Annotated in this window: 15 protein-coding genes; 7 read left to right on the top strand and 8 right to left on the bottom strand. The window is 69.2% G+C overall.

Annotated elements, in window-relative coordinates:
• Positions 1-114: 114 nt before the first annotated feature.
• Positions 115-1,260, bottom strand: coding sequence for an MFS transporter (locus P6F26_RS05350; RefSeq protein WP_278027622.1), 1,146 nt, complete (start codon positions 1,258-1,260; stop codon positions 115-117).
• Between the two features lie 459 nt (positions 1,261-1,719).
• On the opposite strand from P6F26_RS05350, the gene P6F26_RS05345 reads away from it, so the two are divergent.
• The 4 genes from P6F26_RS05345 (at position 1,720) to P6F26_RS05330 (ending at position 4,926) form a co-directional block, all read left to right on the top strand.
• Complete coding sequence (locus P6F26_RS05345) at positions 1,720-2,613, top strand: sulfotransferase domain-containing protein (RefSeq protein ID WP_278027621.1); 894 nt, start codon at positions 1,720-1,722, stop codon at positions 2,611-2,613.
• Between the two features lie 153 nt (positions 2,614-2,766).
• Positions 2,767-3,192 (top strand): hypothetical protein, encoded by a 426-nt coding sequence (locus tag P6F26_RS05340; RefSeq protein ID WP_278027620.1) that lies wholly within the window; start codon positions 2,767-2,769, stop codon positions 3,190-3,192.
• 1 nt (position 3,193) lies between these two features.
• Positions 3,194-3,595 (top strand): TadE/TadG family type IV pilus assembly protein, encoded by a 402-nt coding sequence (locus tag P6F26_RS05335; protein WP_278027619.1) that lies wholly within the window; start codon positions 3,194-3,196, stop codon positions 3,593-3,595.
• An 11-nt stretch (positions 3,596-3,606) separates the two neighbouring features.
• The gene (locus tag P6F26_RS05330; RefSeq protein WP_278027618.1) at positions 3,607-4,926 is read left to right on the top strand and encodes a pilus assembly protein TadG-related protein; all 1,320 of its coding nucleotides are present in this window, start codon (positions 3,607-3,609) and stop codon (positions 4,924-4,926) included.
• Positions 4,927-4,955: 29 nt separating this feature from the next.
• Here P6F26_RS05330 and P6F26_RS05325 read toward each other — a convergent pair whose 3' ends face one another.
• The 3 genes from P6F26_RS05325 to P6F26_RS05315 are packed head-to-tail and all read right to left on the bottom strand — an operon-like array spanning position 4,956 to position 7,689.
• Complete coding sequence (locus P6F26_RS05325) at positions 4,956-5,717, bottom strand: enoyl-CoA hydratase/isomerase family protein (RefSeq protein ID WP_278027617.1); 762 nt, start codon at positions 5,715-5,717, stop codon at positions 4,956-4,958.
• A complete protein-coding gene (locus P6F26_RS05320; protein ID WP_278027616.1) occupies positions 5,714-7,018 on the bottom strand; it encodes a phenylacetate--CoA ligase family protein in 1,305 nt (434 codons plus the stop codon). Before P6F26_RS05320 ends, P6F26_RS05325 begins: the two co-directional genes overlap by 4 nt.
• Positions 7,015-7,689, bottom strand: a complete 675-nt coding sequence (locus P6F26_RS05315) for a TetR/AcrR family transcriptional regulator (RefSeq protein ID WP_278027615.1) — start codon at positions 7,687-7,689, stop codon at positions 7,015-7,017. The genes P6F26_RS05320 and P6F26_RS05315 overlap by 4 nt, the downstream gene beginning before the upstream one ends.
• 358 nt (positions 7,690-8,047) lie before the next feature.
• Between P6F26_RS05315 and corA the strand changes: the two genes are divergently transcribed.
• Positions 8,048-9,130 (top strand): magnesium/cobalt transporter CorA, encoded by a 1,083-nt coding sequence (gene corA, locus P6F26_RS05310; protein WP_278027614.1) that lies wholly within the window; start codon positions 8,048-8,050, stop codon positions 9,128-9,130.
• 28 nt (positions 9,131-9,158) lie between these two features.
• Here corA and P6F26_RS05305 read toward each other — a convergent pair whose 3' ends face one another.
• From P6F26_RS05305 to P6F26_RS05295, 3 genes are all read right to left on the bottom strand, one after another.
• On the bottom strand, positions 9,159-9,443 hold the full coding sequence (locus tag P6F26_RS05305) for a hypothetical protein (RefSeq protein WP_278027613.1): 285 nt from the start codon (positions 9,441-9,443) through the stop codon (positions 9,159-9,161).
• Positions 9,444-9,706: 263 nt separating this feature from the next.
• The gene (locus P6F26_RS05300; RefSeq protein ID WP_278027612.1) at positions 9,707-10,078 is read right to left on the bottom strand and encodes a hypothetical protein; all 372 of its coding nucleotides are present in this window, start codon (positions 10,076-10,078) and stop codon (positions 9,707-9,709) included.
• Between the two features lie 167 nt (positions 10,079-10,245).
• A complete protein-coding gene (locus tag P6F26_RS05295; RefSeq protein WP_278027752.1) occupies positions 10,246-10,602 on the bottom strand; it encodes a F0F1 ATP synthase subunit gamma in 357 nt (118 codons plus the stop codon).
• A 263-nt stretch (positions 10,603-10,865) separates the two neighbouring features.
• Here P6F26_RS05295 and P6F26_RS05290 point away from each other — a divergent pair, with 263 nt between their 5' ends.
• Both P6F26_RS05290 and P6F26_RS05285 read left to right on the top strand, forming a co-directional pair.
• The gene (locus tag P6F26_RS05290; protein WP_278027611.1) at positions 10,866-11,816 is read left to right on the top strand and encodes a DnaJ C-terminal domain-containing protein; all 951 of its coding nucleotides are present in this window, start codon (positions 10,866-10,868) and stop codon (positions 11,814-11,816) included.
• A complete protein-coding gene (locus tag P6F26_RS05285; RefSeq protein ID WP_278027610.1) occupies positions 11,813-12,154 on the top strand; it encodes a MerR family transcriptional regulator in 342 nt (113 codons plus the stop codon). The genes P6F26_RS05290 and P6F26_RS05285 overlap by 4 nt, the downstream gene beginning before the upstream one ends.
• Positions 12,155-12,188: 34 nt before the next feature.
• Here P6F26_RS05285 and P6F26_RS05280 read toward each other — a convergent pair whose 3' ends face one another.
• The gene (locus tag P6F26_RS05280; protein ID WP_278027609.1) at positions 12,189-14,723 is read right to left on the bottom strand and encodes a PAS domain-containing protein; all 2,535 of its coding nucleotides are present in this window, start codon (positions 14,721-14,723) and stop codon (positions 12,189-12,191) included.
• Positions 14,724-14,737 lie beyond the last annotated feature (14 nt).

The following is a 14,737-nucleotide window of genomic DNA, read 5'->3' as shown; positions in this document are numbered from 1 at the left end:
TGCCTGTCCCGTTTCGGGTGTCCACATCGTGGAGCGTCCCGCTGCCGCGCCGCGCCGTGCCGAGACCGGCCCTGATCTGCGCCCACCGCGAGGACGAGCGTCCCGATCTCAAGCTCAGGTGCGCGCCACGACGCGCGCGGTGGCCGGGAACACGAGGACCAGCGCCGCGAGGCCCCAGAACGCCGCCGAAAGGCTCGTGACCTGGGACGCGAAGCCGATGAGGGCGGGGCCGAGCAGGATGCCGGCGTAGCCCGTGCTGGTAACGGCGGCGATTGCCAGGCCTGGCGCCATGACCTTCTGCCGCCCCGCCGCGCTGAACAGCACCGGCACGAGGTTCGCCGCCCCGAGGCCGACGAGGAAGAACCCCGCGAGCGCCGGCGCGGCCGCAGCCGACAGGAGCATGAGCGCGATCCCGAAGGCGACGACGATCCCGCCGCCGAACAGGGTGGCGAAGGGCCCGATCAGGGCGACGATCCGATCCCCCAGCAGCCGCCCTGCCGCCATCGCGACCGAGAACAGCATGAAGCCGAGCCCCGCCCGCGCCGTCTCGAGAAGCCCGCGCTCGACCGACAGGAGAGCGCCCCAGTCGAGGATCGCCCCTTCGATCAGGAAGACCGCGGCCGTGAGCCCGGCGAGCAGGAGCACGATGCCGCGCGGAGGCGCGAAGGTCGGCACCTCGTCGGCCCGCGCGCGCAAGAGCCTCGGCGTCGCAAGCGTCATGGCGAGAGCAGCCAGCGAGGCCGCCGCGAACGCCGCGGCAAGCGGCGGCAGGCCAAGCGTCAGAAGACCGGCCATCCCGCCCGCGCCGGCGATCCCGCCCACGCTCCACATCGCGTGAAAGCCGGACATGAGCGGCCGGTCCGCCAGGCGCTCGACCTCGGAGGCGTGGACGTTCATGGAGACGTCTATGGTCCCGAGCGCCCCCCCGAAGAGAAAGAGCGCGATACCGAGGGTCAGGGCCGACGGCGCAAGCAGGAGCACGGGCAGGAGCGCCACCAGCCCGAAGCCGCCAAGAAGCACCATGCCGCGCGCGCCCCGCCGGGCGCTGACATAGCCCGTGACCGGCATGGCCACGATCGACCCTATGCCGAGGCACAGAAGAAGGACGCCGAGTTGCGCGTCGTTCGCGCCGACCTGTGCCTTGGCGAAAGGGATGAGCGACGCCCAGGCCGCCATGACGAAGCCGGCCGCGAAGAACGACAGGCGCGTGGCGAAGGCCGCCGGAGCTTGCACGCTCGCGGCTGGAACGGACGCTGTCACGAGATTTCCTTTCCGGACGTCGGCAAGCGGCGCGGAGACTCGCGCCACGAATTCGACGGCAGCACACGCCGGCGCGCCGGCCTCGTCAAGCCCAGCTGCCGGGCCGGTCGAAACCGGCCTCGGCGCTGTCAGTTGGGATGCGCCTCAGTCGGATCAGGGCCGTGATTGGCCCACCGCGTGCCTGCAACCTCGTGACAGCGGGACGGCCGCCTGTCCCGTCGCCACGAAGCGCGACCGGCGGCAGGACTTGGGCGTCATGAAAAAAACGGCCGGATTTCGAGCAGGGCGCGCTTTTCGGCCGCCCGATCGAGGCCGCGGCGGCGCTGGAGCGGCATTCGCGGGGCCGCTGACGGGCGCGCGAAACGCTTGATCGGCGGGCGACTTGGGCCGACACTGAAGCGCGGCGCGCCGCAAGGGCGCAATCACGGGCCCGGAGGCCGCGCTTTGGGGGGGACACCAATGACGACACCGGGCACAGAGCGCCTGCGCGACTACAGGGGCGTGGTCACGGACACCGATGTCTGGAGCTGGTTCACGCTGCGGCCCGACGACGTCTTCGTCGTCACGCCGCCGAAATGCGGCACCACATGGATGCTCAACATCGTGATGATGCTGATCCACGGGCGCGCGGTTCCCGATGCCGGAGGCTCGCAGCACGCGCCGTGGCTCGACGCCGCGTTCCGCGACCGGCGCGAGACCACGGCGTTCCTCGACGGGCTCGACCGCCGGCGCTGCATCAAGACGCATACCCCGATGGACGGCATCTCCTACGCCGCCGAGCCGACCTACATCGTGGTCTACCGCCACCCCGTCGACGTGCACTTCTCGCTCCGCACGCATGCCGGGAACATGAAGCACGACTGGCTCGACTTCATGTTCCCCGAGGACGAGCACGCGGGCTTCCGCCGTTTCCTCGACGCGCCGCCGACCGATGGCGGCACCGACGACCTGACCGTCGCCTCGATGGTGCACCACTACCGCGAGGCGCGCGCCCGCGAAGCGCGGGGCAACGTGCATTTCTTCCACTACGCCGACCTCAGCCGCGACCTGCCCGCGCAGATCGCGCGGCTGGCCGGCCTTCTGGGGATCGACCTGCCAGACGCGCTCCGCGACGAGATCGCCGGGGCCACCACCTTCGCCACCATGCGCAAGGCCGTGGAGACCAGCGAACGGCGCTTCCAGGAGGACGGGCCGTTCCACGATCTCGCCGATTTCTACAATTCCGGCAGTTCCGGAAAGTGGGAGGGACGGCTGACGGCGGCCGAGATGGACGACTACGCCGCGCGCATCGGCGGGATGCTTCCGCCGGACGATGTCGCCTGGCTGAACTGGGGCGACCGCCGCGCGCCCTGAGCCGCGCCCTGCCCTCCCAAGCCCCGGCCGCGTCGGACCTCCGGTCGAGGCGCGCCGGGGACATCCCTCGCATTCAAGTCAATGTTTGGCCTAGGTGTCGCCGCAATGGTCGCCGATTATTATACGTTGACAACTTTAGGATGCAGAACGGACGTGCCTCACATCGCTATTTCCAGACTTGCAGCCTTCCTGAAGGGCGAACGCGGCGGCGTCGAGACGATATCCTTCGTCCTTTGGCTGCCGTTCGTCATGACGTTCTTCATGATCGTGACCGACGCCACCTACATCCTGTTCAACCGCTCCAACATCGTGCGCGTGATCGAGGACGGCACCAGGCTGCGGTCGGTCGGAGTGTTCACCACAAACCTGCAGACCGAACAGCTGATCCAGGCCCAGCTCAGGACCGCCGACGGCACGACCTTCGGCACGGTGGACAGCTTCGTGCAGGACGGCATCGTGCACACGCGGGTCACCGTGCCGATCTCGGGCATCGACATCTTCGGACTGATCGCGGCGCTTTCGAACGATGCATCCATCACGATCTGGACCAGCAGGTTCAAGGAAGACCTGGAGGCGTGACATGCCGCTGACATCCAAGATGACAGCCTTCGCGAGGTCCGAGTCGGGAACAGCCACCGTCGAGGTCCTGTTCTGGTTCGTCCTCATGACGGTGCTGACCGGCCTGATCGTCGATGCCACCAACACCTTCCAGAGCTACTCGACGGTGACGCAGAGCATCCAGGACGGGAACCGGCAGATGTCGATCGGCCGCTTCAAGACACCGACCGAAACCGAGGCCTACATAGAAGCGCAGCTTCAGTCCCTTTACCCGGAAGCGGACGCCATCGTCGCGATCAACGGAAACACCGTCAACACCATCGTCCGCATCCCGTGGACCGCGCTGCACCTCATGGGAATGCTCGGGAACTCGTCCTCGAGCGCCGTGGTGTTCACGGGAAGTCACAGGCTGGAGTGGCTATGATGAAAATGCTCATGCAAGGTCTGGTCCGGAAATCCGCGTCGCTTCTGGCGCGCGAGGACGGGGCGATGACGGCCTTCGGCCTGATCATGTTCGTCGTGTCCTGCGCGCTTGGCGGGATCGCCCTCGACGTCTCGAACTCGATCCGGCTCAGGACGCATCTCCAGATCGCGGCCGACAGCGCGGCGCATGCGGCGCTCGTCGCGCGCCAGACGCAAGGCGAGGCCGAGGCGATCGACGCCGCGCTGCGGATGGTGCACGACGCCCTTCCGTCCGACCTGCACGGCAGCGTGCTTCTGCCCGAGGACATCGTGTTCGGGATCTGGGATCAGGCGACGCGGGCGTTCACGCCCTCCCTCGGCGCCACGGACGCGGTGATGGTCGATACCGCGCGGATGGCGGCACGGGGCAACGGCGTGCGCACCTTCCTTTTGTCGTTCGTCGGCGTCGACAGCTTCGACGTGGTCCGCAGGTCCATCGCCAACACCTACTTCCCGACCTGCATGCTCGAGGGCTTCGTCGGAGACGAGTATGTCGCCGTGACGAGCGGCAACACCTACACGTCGGGCTTCTGCATCCATTCCAATGGATACGCCTCGCTGAACAACAACAACGTCTACGAAAGAGGCGCCATCGTCTCGATGCCCGACCGGCGCGACGTGGTGCTGCCCAATGGCGGTTGGGCGTCCAACATCGGCATCGAGGACGCGCTGCGCGACGGCTACTACGAGATCGACGCGGCCGGCCGCGTGGGCGCGATGCTGCAGACGCTGGCCAGCCCGGGATCGCCGGCCTATCCCGAATTCCTGACCTCCACGGACGTCGTGACCCTGAACTGGCAGGACCCGATCGACGCCACGGTGTGGCAGACGGGCCGGATCCACCAGGTTTCCTGCGCCAACGGCAACCAGCGTGTCCGCGTGACCAACGACACCGTGCTGCGCGAGGGCGTCCTGATCACGAATTGCGAGATCGCATTCGGATCCGGAACCGCCGTTGAGGACGTGACCGTCGTCACCACCAGCACGTCGGTCGACTCGATCACCGGGGCGGCCGGCATCCGCATGGGGGTCGATGACAATTGCGCGCCGGGCGGCGGGGCGCAGTTCTTCACCCTCGGCGGCCTTCGGGTCCCGTCGGGCTTCAAGATGTACGGCTCCCGCGTGGTGGCCGGCGGGGCGGTCAGCTTCACGGCGGACGTCGGCGGCATCGACGGCGTGTCGGTGATCAGCGACCAGCATGTCGAGGCGACAGCGGGCGGCGAGGTCGGCTTCTGCGGCATCGAAGGCCTGCCGGACTGGGCCGCGCCGAGGTTCTACCGCATCGTCTACTGACCCCGGTTCCCGGGCCCGCCGCCAAACGGCTAGAACGACGCAAGCCGCCGTGTCGTTTCGGGGTCGAGGAACCCCGCGACGGTCGCCTCCGTCTCGAGGCTCATGGCCCTGCGCACCGCCCCGGCGGAGACCTGGTTGAGCACGCGCTTCATGGCCCGCGCCGACAGGGTCGGCAGCGCGGCGAGGCGCGCGGCGGTCCGCCCCGCCTCGTCCAGCAGGGCGGCATCGGGGACGACCTTCCACGCCACGCCACAGGCCGCGAAGTCCTGCGCCGTGTAGCGCTCGCCGAGGAACAGCATCTCGCGCGCCTTCAGCGGACCCACGATGGCCGGAAGAAGCGCCGTCACCGCGCCCGTCACGAACAGGTTCAGCGACACCTCGGGAAAGAAGCCCCGCGCGCTTTCGGCCCAGATCGGGAAGTCGCAGTTCATCGCCCACTCCAGGCCCCCGCCCACGGCCCAGCCGTTGATCGCGCCCACCACGGGCTTGGCGCCGAAGACGATGGCCTCGGTCGCGCGCTGGATCGCATCGACGACGTCGCGGGCCTGCGCCTCAGTTTCGGGGTGGACGTGTTCGCGCCGGTCGTCGCCCGCACAGAACGCCCGCCCCTCGCCCGTGAAGACGATGGCGAGCGTCCCAGTGTCCCGGTTGGCGTCGTCGAAGGCGATGGCGACCTCGTCGATCAGCCTTCGGTTCATGGCGTTCAGCGCGTCCGGCCGGTTGAGCGAGATCGTGCGCACGCCCTCTCCGGTCATCGTGGACAGAATCGTGTCGTAGGTGAAATCGCTCATGCGTAGGTCCTGATGACGCGGCGGGTCTTGCCTTCGGTTGCCGGGAATGTGCCTGCGGGCACGATCGTGGCCTTCGCGCTCGCCCCCAGCCTGCGCTTCAGTTCGGCCTCGAGGCGCGGCACGAGCGTGCCGTCGTCGGCCTGTCCCCGGGCCAGCTCGGCCTGCACCGGAAGCACGTCGTGGGGCGGCGGCGCGTCGAGCACGATCCGGTAGTCGCCCGATAGCTCGGCGAAGCCGCCGACGACCGCGGCCACCATGGTCGGGAACATGTTGAGACCGCGGACCACCACCATGTCGTCCGAACGCCCCACGACGCGAAAGCGGAAACCGGTGCAGCCGCAGGCGCAGGGCTCCGTGCCGCGAACGGCGACGATGTCGCCGGTGCGGAACCGCACGAGCGGCTGGCATTCACGGTCGAGATGGGTCAGCACCAGCTCGCCCTCCGCCCCGCCTTCGAGGGGCTTCGGCGTGCCGCTGTCGGGGTCGATCAGCTCGACATGCAGCACGTCGTGAGCGACGAAATGCAGGTCGGTCTCGTGCGCGCACTGGGCCGCGAAATTGCAGAACACGTCCGAGACGCCGTAATTCGCGTTGCGCGGCTCCATCCCCCATGTGTCGCGGATGCGCTGGCGAAAGGCCGGATCGTCAAGCCCCGGCTCGCCACCGAACAGCCCGAGCCTCAGGCCGAGGTCGGCTGGCGCGAGATGCGGAAACTTCTCGGCCAGGACGCGCTCGAGGACGGCGGGATAGGACGGCGTGCACGAGATCGCGTCGATCCCGATGTCCAGGATCGTGCGTACCAGAAGCTCGGTCGAGCCGACGCCGAAGGGCACCACCGTCGCGCCCGTGCGCTCGAGCGTCAGGTGGTCGGTCAGGCCGCCCATCCACATCTGGTAGTTCAGGCAATGCACGACAGTCATGCCCGGCCGCAGCCCCGCGAGCGACTGCGCGCGTCCTCCGACGGCCTCCGTGATCGCGCAGTCGCGCGCGCTCATCGCGAGGTTCATCGCCTGGCCGGTCGTGCCGGAGGTCCGGTGAAGCCGCGACACCGCCTCGCGGGGCGCGGCGAGGTAGTCGCCGAAGGGCGGATGCGCCGGTTGAGACAGGCGCAGGCCCGCCTTGTCGGAAAACGGAAGCTCGGGCAGGTCCTCCAGCCGCGCGGGCGGCGCCTTGCCGTCCCAGAGCCGCTGGAAGAAGGGCGAGTTGGCCGCGACGTAATCGGCCTGCCGCGCCCACGCGGCCTGCCGGTGCGCCGCAAGCTGCGCCAGCGGAATGCGGTGGCCGTCGGCAAGAAGGCTCATGGCGCCATGCCCCTTTTCCAAAGGTCGGTGAACAGATCGAGGACCTCCTCGCGGTCCTCCGACAGGGCGCGGACCCAGGGGTCGCCCGTCACGAAAAGCGCCGACAGGTACTGGTCCACCATGCCCCCAAGCGCATAGGCGCGGCGCATCATCTCCGCCTCGGACCGCGCGTCGCCGCCGCCCCTGCGCGCGGCCCGGACGACCGTTCTGGCCCATTCGTGGTTCAGCCGCTGGAAGGCCGCCCGCGCCTCGGGAAAGGCGTCCATCCCGGTGACGAGGCATTTCATGAGCCCCGCGTTCTCCTCGAAAAGGCGCATGTAGGCCCCGGTCGCGTTGCGCGTCGGATCGCCGCCGCGCCGGGTAGCGGCGCGCATCTCGAGCTGCACGTGATCGACGAACTGCCCGAGAACTTCGGCCGAGACCGCGTTGAGGTTCGCGAAGTAGATGTAGAACGTGCCGTGCGCCACGCCGGCCGCCTTGCAGAGGGTCGAAACGGTAAGCTGCTCGAACGGCGCGTCGGCCAGAAGGCGGGCGCAACTCACCACGAGGTCGTTGCGCGTGCGCTCGCCCTTTCGCAGCGCCGCGCGACCCTCGGCCAGCCAGTCGAGGAAGCCTGTGCTCGTCCCGGTCGCCCCACCTTTCGACGTTGGCGGCATGGTCATCGCACCCATGGCTGCGCCCCCCACGTTCCCCAGACGCCCGCCGTGTCGCGGCTTGCGGAAACCATGTGCGCGACGGGGATGCCCCGCCGGCACCGCGGCACGACGCTCGAGACTGGTCCGTTGTCGCCCATCGCATCCCCTCGCCGCACGACCGTGTCCTCCGATGGCGCGGGGCACCCCCGTCGTCCAGCGCCCCGCCATCCAGGCTGATCAAAAAATGAAACTGATGTCAATTTCTTTCGTTGCCGCCTCTCTGGCCCGCGCTCCTTGTGCGGCCTGTGAAACGGGAGGCAATTTTCGAGTAGGCGGAGCGCGCCTCGACGCCTACTATGCCCCGCGCAGGTTCTCACGAGGTGGAGGAGCTCTGTTGAAGCTCGAACCGGGGCCGAAATGGACGCAGCGGTCCGCCGCCGAAAGCGCGTCACCCGAGGATGCGGACACCGCCGCCCCTGCCGGCCGGCCCAGCGTCACCGTGATGGCCTATGGCGCCGACGACCTGCTCGAGACGTCTGACGCCGATCTCGCCGCCATTGCCCGGATGCGGGCGCAATCCCGCGTCATCTGGATCGACATCGTCAGGTCCGTCGATGCGGGCTTCCTGTCCGCGATCGGTGCGCAGTTCGGACTGCACGAACTGGCGCTGGAGGATGCCGTCGACGCCGATCAGCGCCCCAAGGTCGAGGAATACGAGGACCACCTCTTCATCGTGGCCCTGACGCCGCACGGCTACGGCCCGCTGCGGACCCGGCAGGTCGCCTTCTTCGTCGGCGACGGCTACCTCGTCACGGTCAGGGAACAGCCCGCGAACTGCTTCGACGCGGTGCGCGACCGCCTGCGGCGGGCCAAGGGCCACATTCGGGACGCGGGGTCGGACTACCTTTGCTATGCGCTGCTCGACGCGATCGTGGACGGATATTTTCCCGTGCTCGAGCAGATCGGCGAGGCGCTAGGCGCGCTGGAAGACCGTGTCCTCGCCACTTCCGACAACCGCGACGTGTCGGACATTCACGGGTTGAAGCGTCAGCTTCTGGTGATGCGCCGCGCGATCTGGCCGCACCGCGAGGTGTTCAACACGCTTATCCGCGACGAGCATCCCCTGATCGCCGCCACGACACGGCCGTTCCTGCGCGACTGCTACGACCACACGATACAACTGATCGACATCGTCGAGACCTACCGCGAGATCGCCTCGGAACTGGTGGACGTCCACATCTCCAGCGTCAGCGTCAAGATCAACGAGGTGATGAAGGTCCTGACCATCGTGGCGACCGTGTTCATGCCGCTGAGCTTCATCGCCAGCGTCTACGGCATGAACTTCGACCGCAGCGCCTCGCCGTGGAACATGCCCGAACTCGGCTGGTACCTGGGCTACCCGTTCTCGATTCTGCTGATGTGCGCGTCGGCCGCCGGGCTGATCTGGTACATCTGGAAGAAGGGCTGGCTGCGCTAGACGCCGCGCCCCGGCGGACCGGATCGGCTCAGGTCAGCCGGGTCAGCCAGCTTTCCAGCGTGTCCGACAGCGCGTCGGCTTCCTCCCGGAAGCTGGTGTGAAGCGCCGACCAGTCGGACGCCCCGTCCTTCCTGGCGGCGGCGATCCGGCCGGCGAGGTCCTCGTGGCGCTGCTTGAGGTGGGTCCACGTCTCCAGCGCCTTCGACCGGTCCTCCGAAAGGCCCTCGTCGATCGCCGTCCTCGCGCGGGCAAGCTGGGCATCGACGGTCGCAAGCCGGTCTTCGAGGTGCTGGATATAGGCGTCGGTCGGCATGGGGTCTCTCCCGGTCGGTGTTTCGAGATCGCCATGATAGCGCCCATTGCGACGCCCACGCCTTGACCCAGGTAAGGCGCGGGATGGACGGCCCGCCGCGCAACGCGCTGCCAGAGACAACCGGCCGCGCGAAACCTTCGATACCAGGCGCCGGTCTTGACCTGCGTCAATGGCGCAAGGCCCGGCGCGGGGTTCAATGGAGGGGCACGGGGGCCATCATGCAATCGGCGAATTACACGCCCGCCGACCGGGACGTCGCGTTCCTAAACCGCGACGACAATCGCGGCCTGAGGCTCCAGCTCGACTAATCCAAGGCCGAGAAGCTTCTGCAGGAGCACGGCGTCGCATATTCCATCGTCGTCCTCGGCAGCACCCGCGTGCCCGAACCCGCCGCGGCGCGCCGCTGCATGGACGACCTCGCGCGGCAGGTCGCGGACGACCCCGGCGACGCGGAGCTGGCCGACCGCCTGCGCGTCGCCCGCCGCGTTCTGGAGAAAAGCCGCTACTACGAGGTCGCCCGCGAATTCGGGCGCATCGTCGGGCGGGCCGAGGGGCCTTTCGGCAACCGCCTCGTCGTGGTCACGGGCGGCGGCCCCGGCATGATGGAGGCCGCGAACCGGGGCGCTACACGTCATTCGCCGTCGCTCATGCCTCGGATTTCGGGCGTCTCGCCATCGTGCGCGCGCCCGGCCGGGTCGTTTGGTGCGTGCGGCCGAGCGCCTTCCTGTTCAAGGGCGAGGCCCGCATCCTCGGCGCCGGCGGGATCGGCGCGGCTTGGGAACGGGTGCTCGGCTGAGCGCGCTCATCCGTTGAAGATCGCCTCGGCGCCGGTCACGACGTCCAGCATGTCGGCCGTCATCTCCTCCTGCCGGGCGACATGCTCGTCGCGGTGCAGGCGCTCGAGCTTTTCGTCGATGTTCCGGGAGGCGGCGTCCATGGTCCTGAGGCGCGCCGCGTTCTCGCTGGCGAGGCTGTCCATCAGCGCGTCCGCGACCTCGGCAAAGAGGTATTCCGACGCGAGCGCGGCCATCAACCTGCCGGGCGCGAGGTGGTGGAGCGGCGCGTCCGCCGCCACGCCGCCGTCAGGCCGGGCCAGCGGAAGGACGGACCGCACGCGCGGCGCATACTCCGCCCCGCCGGTGTGGTGCGCGTGAACGATGCGCGCCGAGGACAGCCCGGCCAGGATTGACGATTATCCGGACGGTCGCGGGTTTCATTGACCGCGATCAAGGCGCGCGCATGGTTCTGCGGTCGGAATGGTCCCCGAGATCCGTCGCGGCGGCCGAGGGCGTCCGTTTCGCCCCAGGCACCGCCGCGAGAAGACCGGAAGGAGGTCACGGCGATGGAACCCGCGCGACAAACGGCCGAGGCGCGGCGCGGCAGCGCGGCGCGGTCCGCGCCCGCATCGGACGGAGCGGCACGATGAGCGACGATCCCTACGAGGTTCTCGGCGTCTCGCACACCGCCACGCAGGACGAGATCAAGAAGGCCTATCGCAAGCTCGCCAAGAAGCTGCACCCGGACCTGCATCCCGGCGACGCCGCGAAGCAATCCGAGTTCCAGGCCGTCTCGGCGGCCCACGATCTTCTGCGCGACCCCGAAAGGCGCCGCCGCTTCGATGCCGGCGAGATCGACGCGAGCGGACAGGAACGGCCCGAGCGGCGCTACTATCACCAGTACGCCGGCGGGCCCGACGCGGGACAGCGCTACGGCCCGGACTTCGGGGGCGGGTTCGGGGGCGGCGGCGACGCGGACATGTCCGACTTCTTCGCGGACATCCTCGGGCGCGGCGCGGGCGCGCGGCAGGGCGGGTTCAGGCGCGAATTCCATGCCCGCGGCCCTGACCTGCGCTATCAGCTGGAGGTCGATTTCCTCGACGCGGCGCGCGGCACCCGGCGCGAGGTCACGATGCCCGACGGAGCGCGGCTCGACCTTTCGATCCCGGCGGGGCTGCAGGCGGGCCAGACGCTCAGGCTTCGGGGCAAGGGCGGCAAGGGCATCGGCGACGGGCCACCGGGCGACGCCTTCGTGACGGTGAACGTCCGCCCGCATCCCGTCTTCGGCCGCGAGGGCGACGACATCACGGTGGACTTGCCGATCACCTTCGACGAGGCCGTCCTCGGCGCGAAGGTGGAGGTCCCGACGATCGCGGGCGCGGTCACGGTGACGGTTCCCGCAGGCTCGTCCTCGGGGCGGCGCCTGCGCCTGAAGGGCAAGGGTATCGCGACGCGAAAGGGGCCGCCGGGCGACCAGTTCGTGCGGCTGAGGATCGTGCTGCCCGACCGCGTCACGCCCGAACTGGAGGACCTGGCACGAAGCTTGCGCGAGCGGTCGGATTTCGATCCGCGGCGCGAATTGCGGAGGAAGACATGAGCCTCGACGAACGAATGGTGGTCGCCCGCGAGGAACGCCTGAGCCTGCGCGACCTGAGGCACTGGGTGCGCGAGGGCTGGATCCGTCCCGCAACGGGCGAACGCGGCCCGGTCTTCGACGAGGTGGACTTCGCCCGCGTCAGGCTGGTCTGCGATCTCAGGAAGGACATGGCCCTGCCCAGCGATGCGCTGCCGGTCGTGCTGAACCTGATCGACCGCCTCCACCAGACCCGCCGCGACCTCGCCTGCCTCGCCGCCGCGGTGGACGGCCAGCCGGATCACGTGCGCGCCGCCATCCTTTCGGCATTCCGCGCGCGCATGGAGGGCGAAGCGGACTGAGGCGCCGCCGGGGGTGCGACCGCGCGGCCGTCCTTCAGGACGCGAGGGCCATCGGCCGTCCGATCGCGAAGCCCTGAACGTGGTCGACGCCGAGGCCCGCAAGGAACGAAAGCAGGTCGGGACACTCCACATGCTCGGCGATCGTCTCGAGGCCCGCCGCCTTCGCCATGCGGATGAAGCATTCGACGCTGGCGAGCGCGATCGGATCGTGGATGTTGCGGATGAAGCTGCCGTCGAGCTTCAGGTAATCCGCCGGCAGTTCCTGGAAGTATCGGAACGACGAGCTTCCGGCCCCGAAATCGTCTATCGCGACGCGCAGGCCCAGCTCGCGGATCGCGGCGAGGAACGTGGAGGCGGCGTCGAAATTCTCGACCATGGCCGTCTCGGTGATCTCCAGGCACATCCGCGCCAGCACCTCGCGCGGCGTCGCCTGCAGAAGTTCCAGCAGGCGGTGCCGGAACCCCTGGGCGGCGACCGAGGACGCGGACAGGTTGACGAAGTAGACCGCCTCGCGGCCCGCCTCGATGTTGCCCGAGATCAGCTCCAGCGCCTTGCGGCACATCCACATGTCGATGGCGGGCATCAGCCCGTAGCGTTCGGCCGTGCCGACGATTTCGGCGGCGCCGGCGGTGCAGCCTTCATCGACGGGAAAGCGGATCAGCAGCTCGCGCATCCCGCCGCTGCCCTGCGGCCGGTCGAGCGGCTGGATGACCTGCTCGTGGATCACCCAGGCATCCTCGGCGGTCACGCGTTCGATCCTGTCCACGAGCGTCATCTGCCGCGCCGCGCCTTGCAGGGACATGTCGCCGTCCGCCCAGAAATGGCACTGTCCGCGCCCGGCCTTCTTCGCGGCATAGGTCGCCACCTCGGCGTAGCGCAGGCAAGTGCCGCACTCCCCCTTCACCAGCCCGAGGTCCACGGCGCCGATGCTCGCGCCGATGCCCGACGGCAGGGACCGGATCTGGAGGGCCTTCGTCGCGTGGGTGATCTCGTCGCAGATCGCATCCGCGAGGTCGCGGGCCTCGTCGGCGCTGGCGGCCTGCACCACCACGAGAAACTCGTCGCCGCCGCGGCGCCCGACAAGCGCGCCATCGCCCGCCGTCCTGCGCAGGACGGCGCCGACTTCCTGCAGCAGCGCGTCGCCGGTCTCGTGGCCGGAGGCATCGTTGATGCGCTTGAAATGGTCGAGATCGACGAAGAACAGGTAGTGCGAGGCGAGGGACCCACCGTCGGCCAGCCGCTCGGCGAGACGGCTCTCAAACTCCATCCGGTTCAGGAGGCCCGTCAGGATGTCGTGCGTCGCGCGATACTCGGTGTCGCGCGCGTGCTCGCGCTGCCGCGTCACGTCGCGGAACACCAGCACGGCCCCGATCGTGTTGCGCCCGTCGTCGAGGATCGGCGCCGCGGAATCCTCGACCGCGATGCTGCTTCCGTCCGGGCGTCTCAGGACCGATTCGGGCGCCAGAGACACCATCCGCCCCTCGTTCATGCACGCGGCGATGGGATCGGCCGCGGGCTCTCCGGTCTCGTCATGGAAGACCGCGAAGACCTCGGGCGAGGGCCTGCCGATCGCCTGCCTCAGCGACCAGCCGGTCAGGCGGGCGGCCTCCTCGTTGATCCACGTCACCCGGCCCGCGGTGTCGGCGGTGATCACGCCGTCACCGATCGAGGACAGCGTCACCTGCATCTTGGAGGTCTGTTCCTGCAGTTCGAGCATCAGGCGCCGCTCGGCCGTCAGATCCAGGCATGCGCCCTGCACGCGGACGAGCTCGCCCGCGCTGTCGCGATGCGCCTCCCCGGTCAGCTTGAGCGCGCGAAGCCCGCCGTCCGCACCGGTGAAGTCGATCTCGATCTCCAGCCGCTCGCCGTTCTGAAGGACGCGCTGGATGGCCTCGGGCACGGCGCGCGCCGCGCTGGCCGGCATCAGCTCCTGCCATTCGGCCAGCGTCGTGGGCCGCCCGGCAGCCGAGACGCCGAAGTTCTCCGCCATCTGGTCGTCCCACGTCACCCGTCCGCCCTCGGCGTCGAAGCTCCACAACCCGACGCGGCCGCTGCGCGCGGCCATCTGCATCCATTGCTTCGCCGCGCGCAACTCGTCGTTGCGGCGCACGCGATCGGTGATGTCCTGAAACGCGCCGAACAGCCGCCGGGCCGTGCCGCCCTCGAATTCGGCCTCGCCCACGGCGCGCACCCAGATCCGCTCGCCGTCCTTGCGGATGAACGGCAGCTCCAGGTCCCACGGCGTGCCGTCCCTGATCGCATCTTCGACCGCGCGGGCGATCGGCTCGCGGGCCTCGGGCGCGTAGAAGGAAATGCCGTCCTCGATGGTGGGGCGGTAATCTTCGTCCACGCCGTGGATGCGGCGCGTCTCGCTCGTCCAGATCACCTCGTTCGCCACAAGGTCGACTTCCCAGCCGCCGATGCCTGCGACCGCCCCGGTCCGGCTGAGCAGGCGCTGGACCCGGTCAGAAGCCGTCGGATCGGACGCGGGACGCTCGGCGGCGGGGAAAGACGGCTCGCGCTCGAGGCTCGCGGCGCCAGTGACCGGTTCGGCGACGTGCTTGTTCATCGGCATGACCCGTT

It is taken from the genome of Roseicyclus salinarum (assembly GCF_029624655.1).
Classification (GTDB): Bacteria; Pseudomonadota; Alphaproteobacteria; order Rhodobacterales; family Rhodobacteraceae; genus Roseibacterium; species Roseibacterium salinarum.
The sequence above is the reverse complement of the archived record's forward strand: the minus strand, read 5'-3'. Positions and strand labels throughout refer to the sequence as shown.

What these genes read in the sequence shown, in the direction of transcription:
- P6F26_RS05345 (WP_278027621.1), top strand. Translation starts at nt 1,720, where the DNA reads ATGACGACACCGGGCACAGAGCGCCTGCGCGACTACAGGGGCGTGGTC.
- P6F26_RS05335 (WP_278027619.1), top strand. Translation starts at nt 3,194, where the DNA reads ATGCCGCTGACATCCAAGATGACAGCCTTCGCGAGGTCCGAGTCGGGA.
- P6F26_RS05330 (WP_278027618.1), top strand. Translation starts at nt 3,607, where the DNA reads ATGCAAGGTCTGGTCCGGAAATCCGCGTCGCTTCTGGCGCGCGAGGAC.
- P6F26_RS05325 (WP_278027617.1), bottom strand. Translation starts at nt 5,717, where the DNA reads ATGAGCGATTTCACCTACGACACGATTCTGTCCACGATGACCGGAGAG.
- P6F26_RS05320 (WP_278027616.1), bottom strand. Translation starts at nt 7,018, where the DNA reads ATGAGCCTTCTTGCCGACGGCCACCGCATTCCGCTGGCGCAGCTTGCG.
- P6F26_RS05315 (WP_278027615.1), bottom strand. Translation starts at nt 7,689, where the DNA reads ATGGGTGCGATGACCATGCCGCCAACGTCGAAAGGTGGGGCGACCGGG.
- P6F26_RS05305 (WP_278027613.1), bottom strand. Translation starts at nt 9,443, where the DNA reads ATGCCGACCGACGCCTATATCCAGCACCTCGAAGACCGGCTTGCGACC.
- P6F26_RS05300 (WP_278027612.1), bottom strand. Translation starts at nt 10,078, where the DNA reads ATGACGTGTAGCGCCCCGGTTCGCGGCCTCCATCATGCCGGGGCCGCC.
- P6F26_RS05290 (WP_278027611.1), top strand. Translation starts at nt 10,866, where the DNA reads ATGAGCGACGATCCCTACGAGGTTCTCGGCGTCTCGCACACCGCCACG.
- P6F26_RS05285 (WP_278027610.1), top strand. Translation starts at nt 11,813, where the DNA reads ATGAGCCTCGACGAACGAATGGTGGTCGCCCGCGAGGAACGCCTGAGC.
- P6F26_RS05280 (WP_278027609.1), bottom strand. Translation starts at nt 14,723, where the DNA reads ATGAACAAGCACGTCGCCGAACCGGTCACTGGCGCCGCGAGCCTCGAG.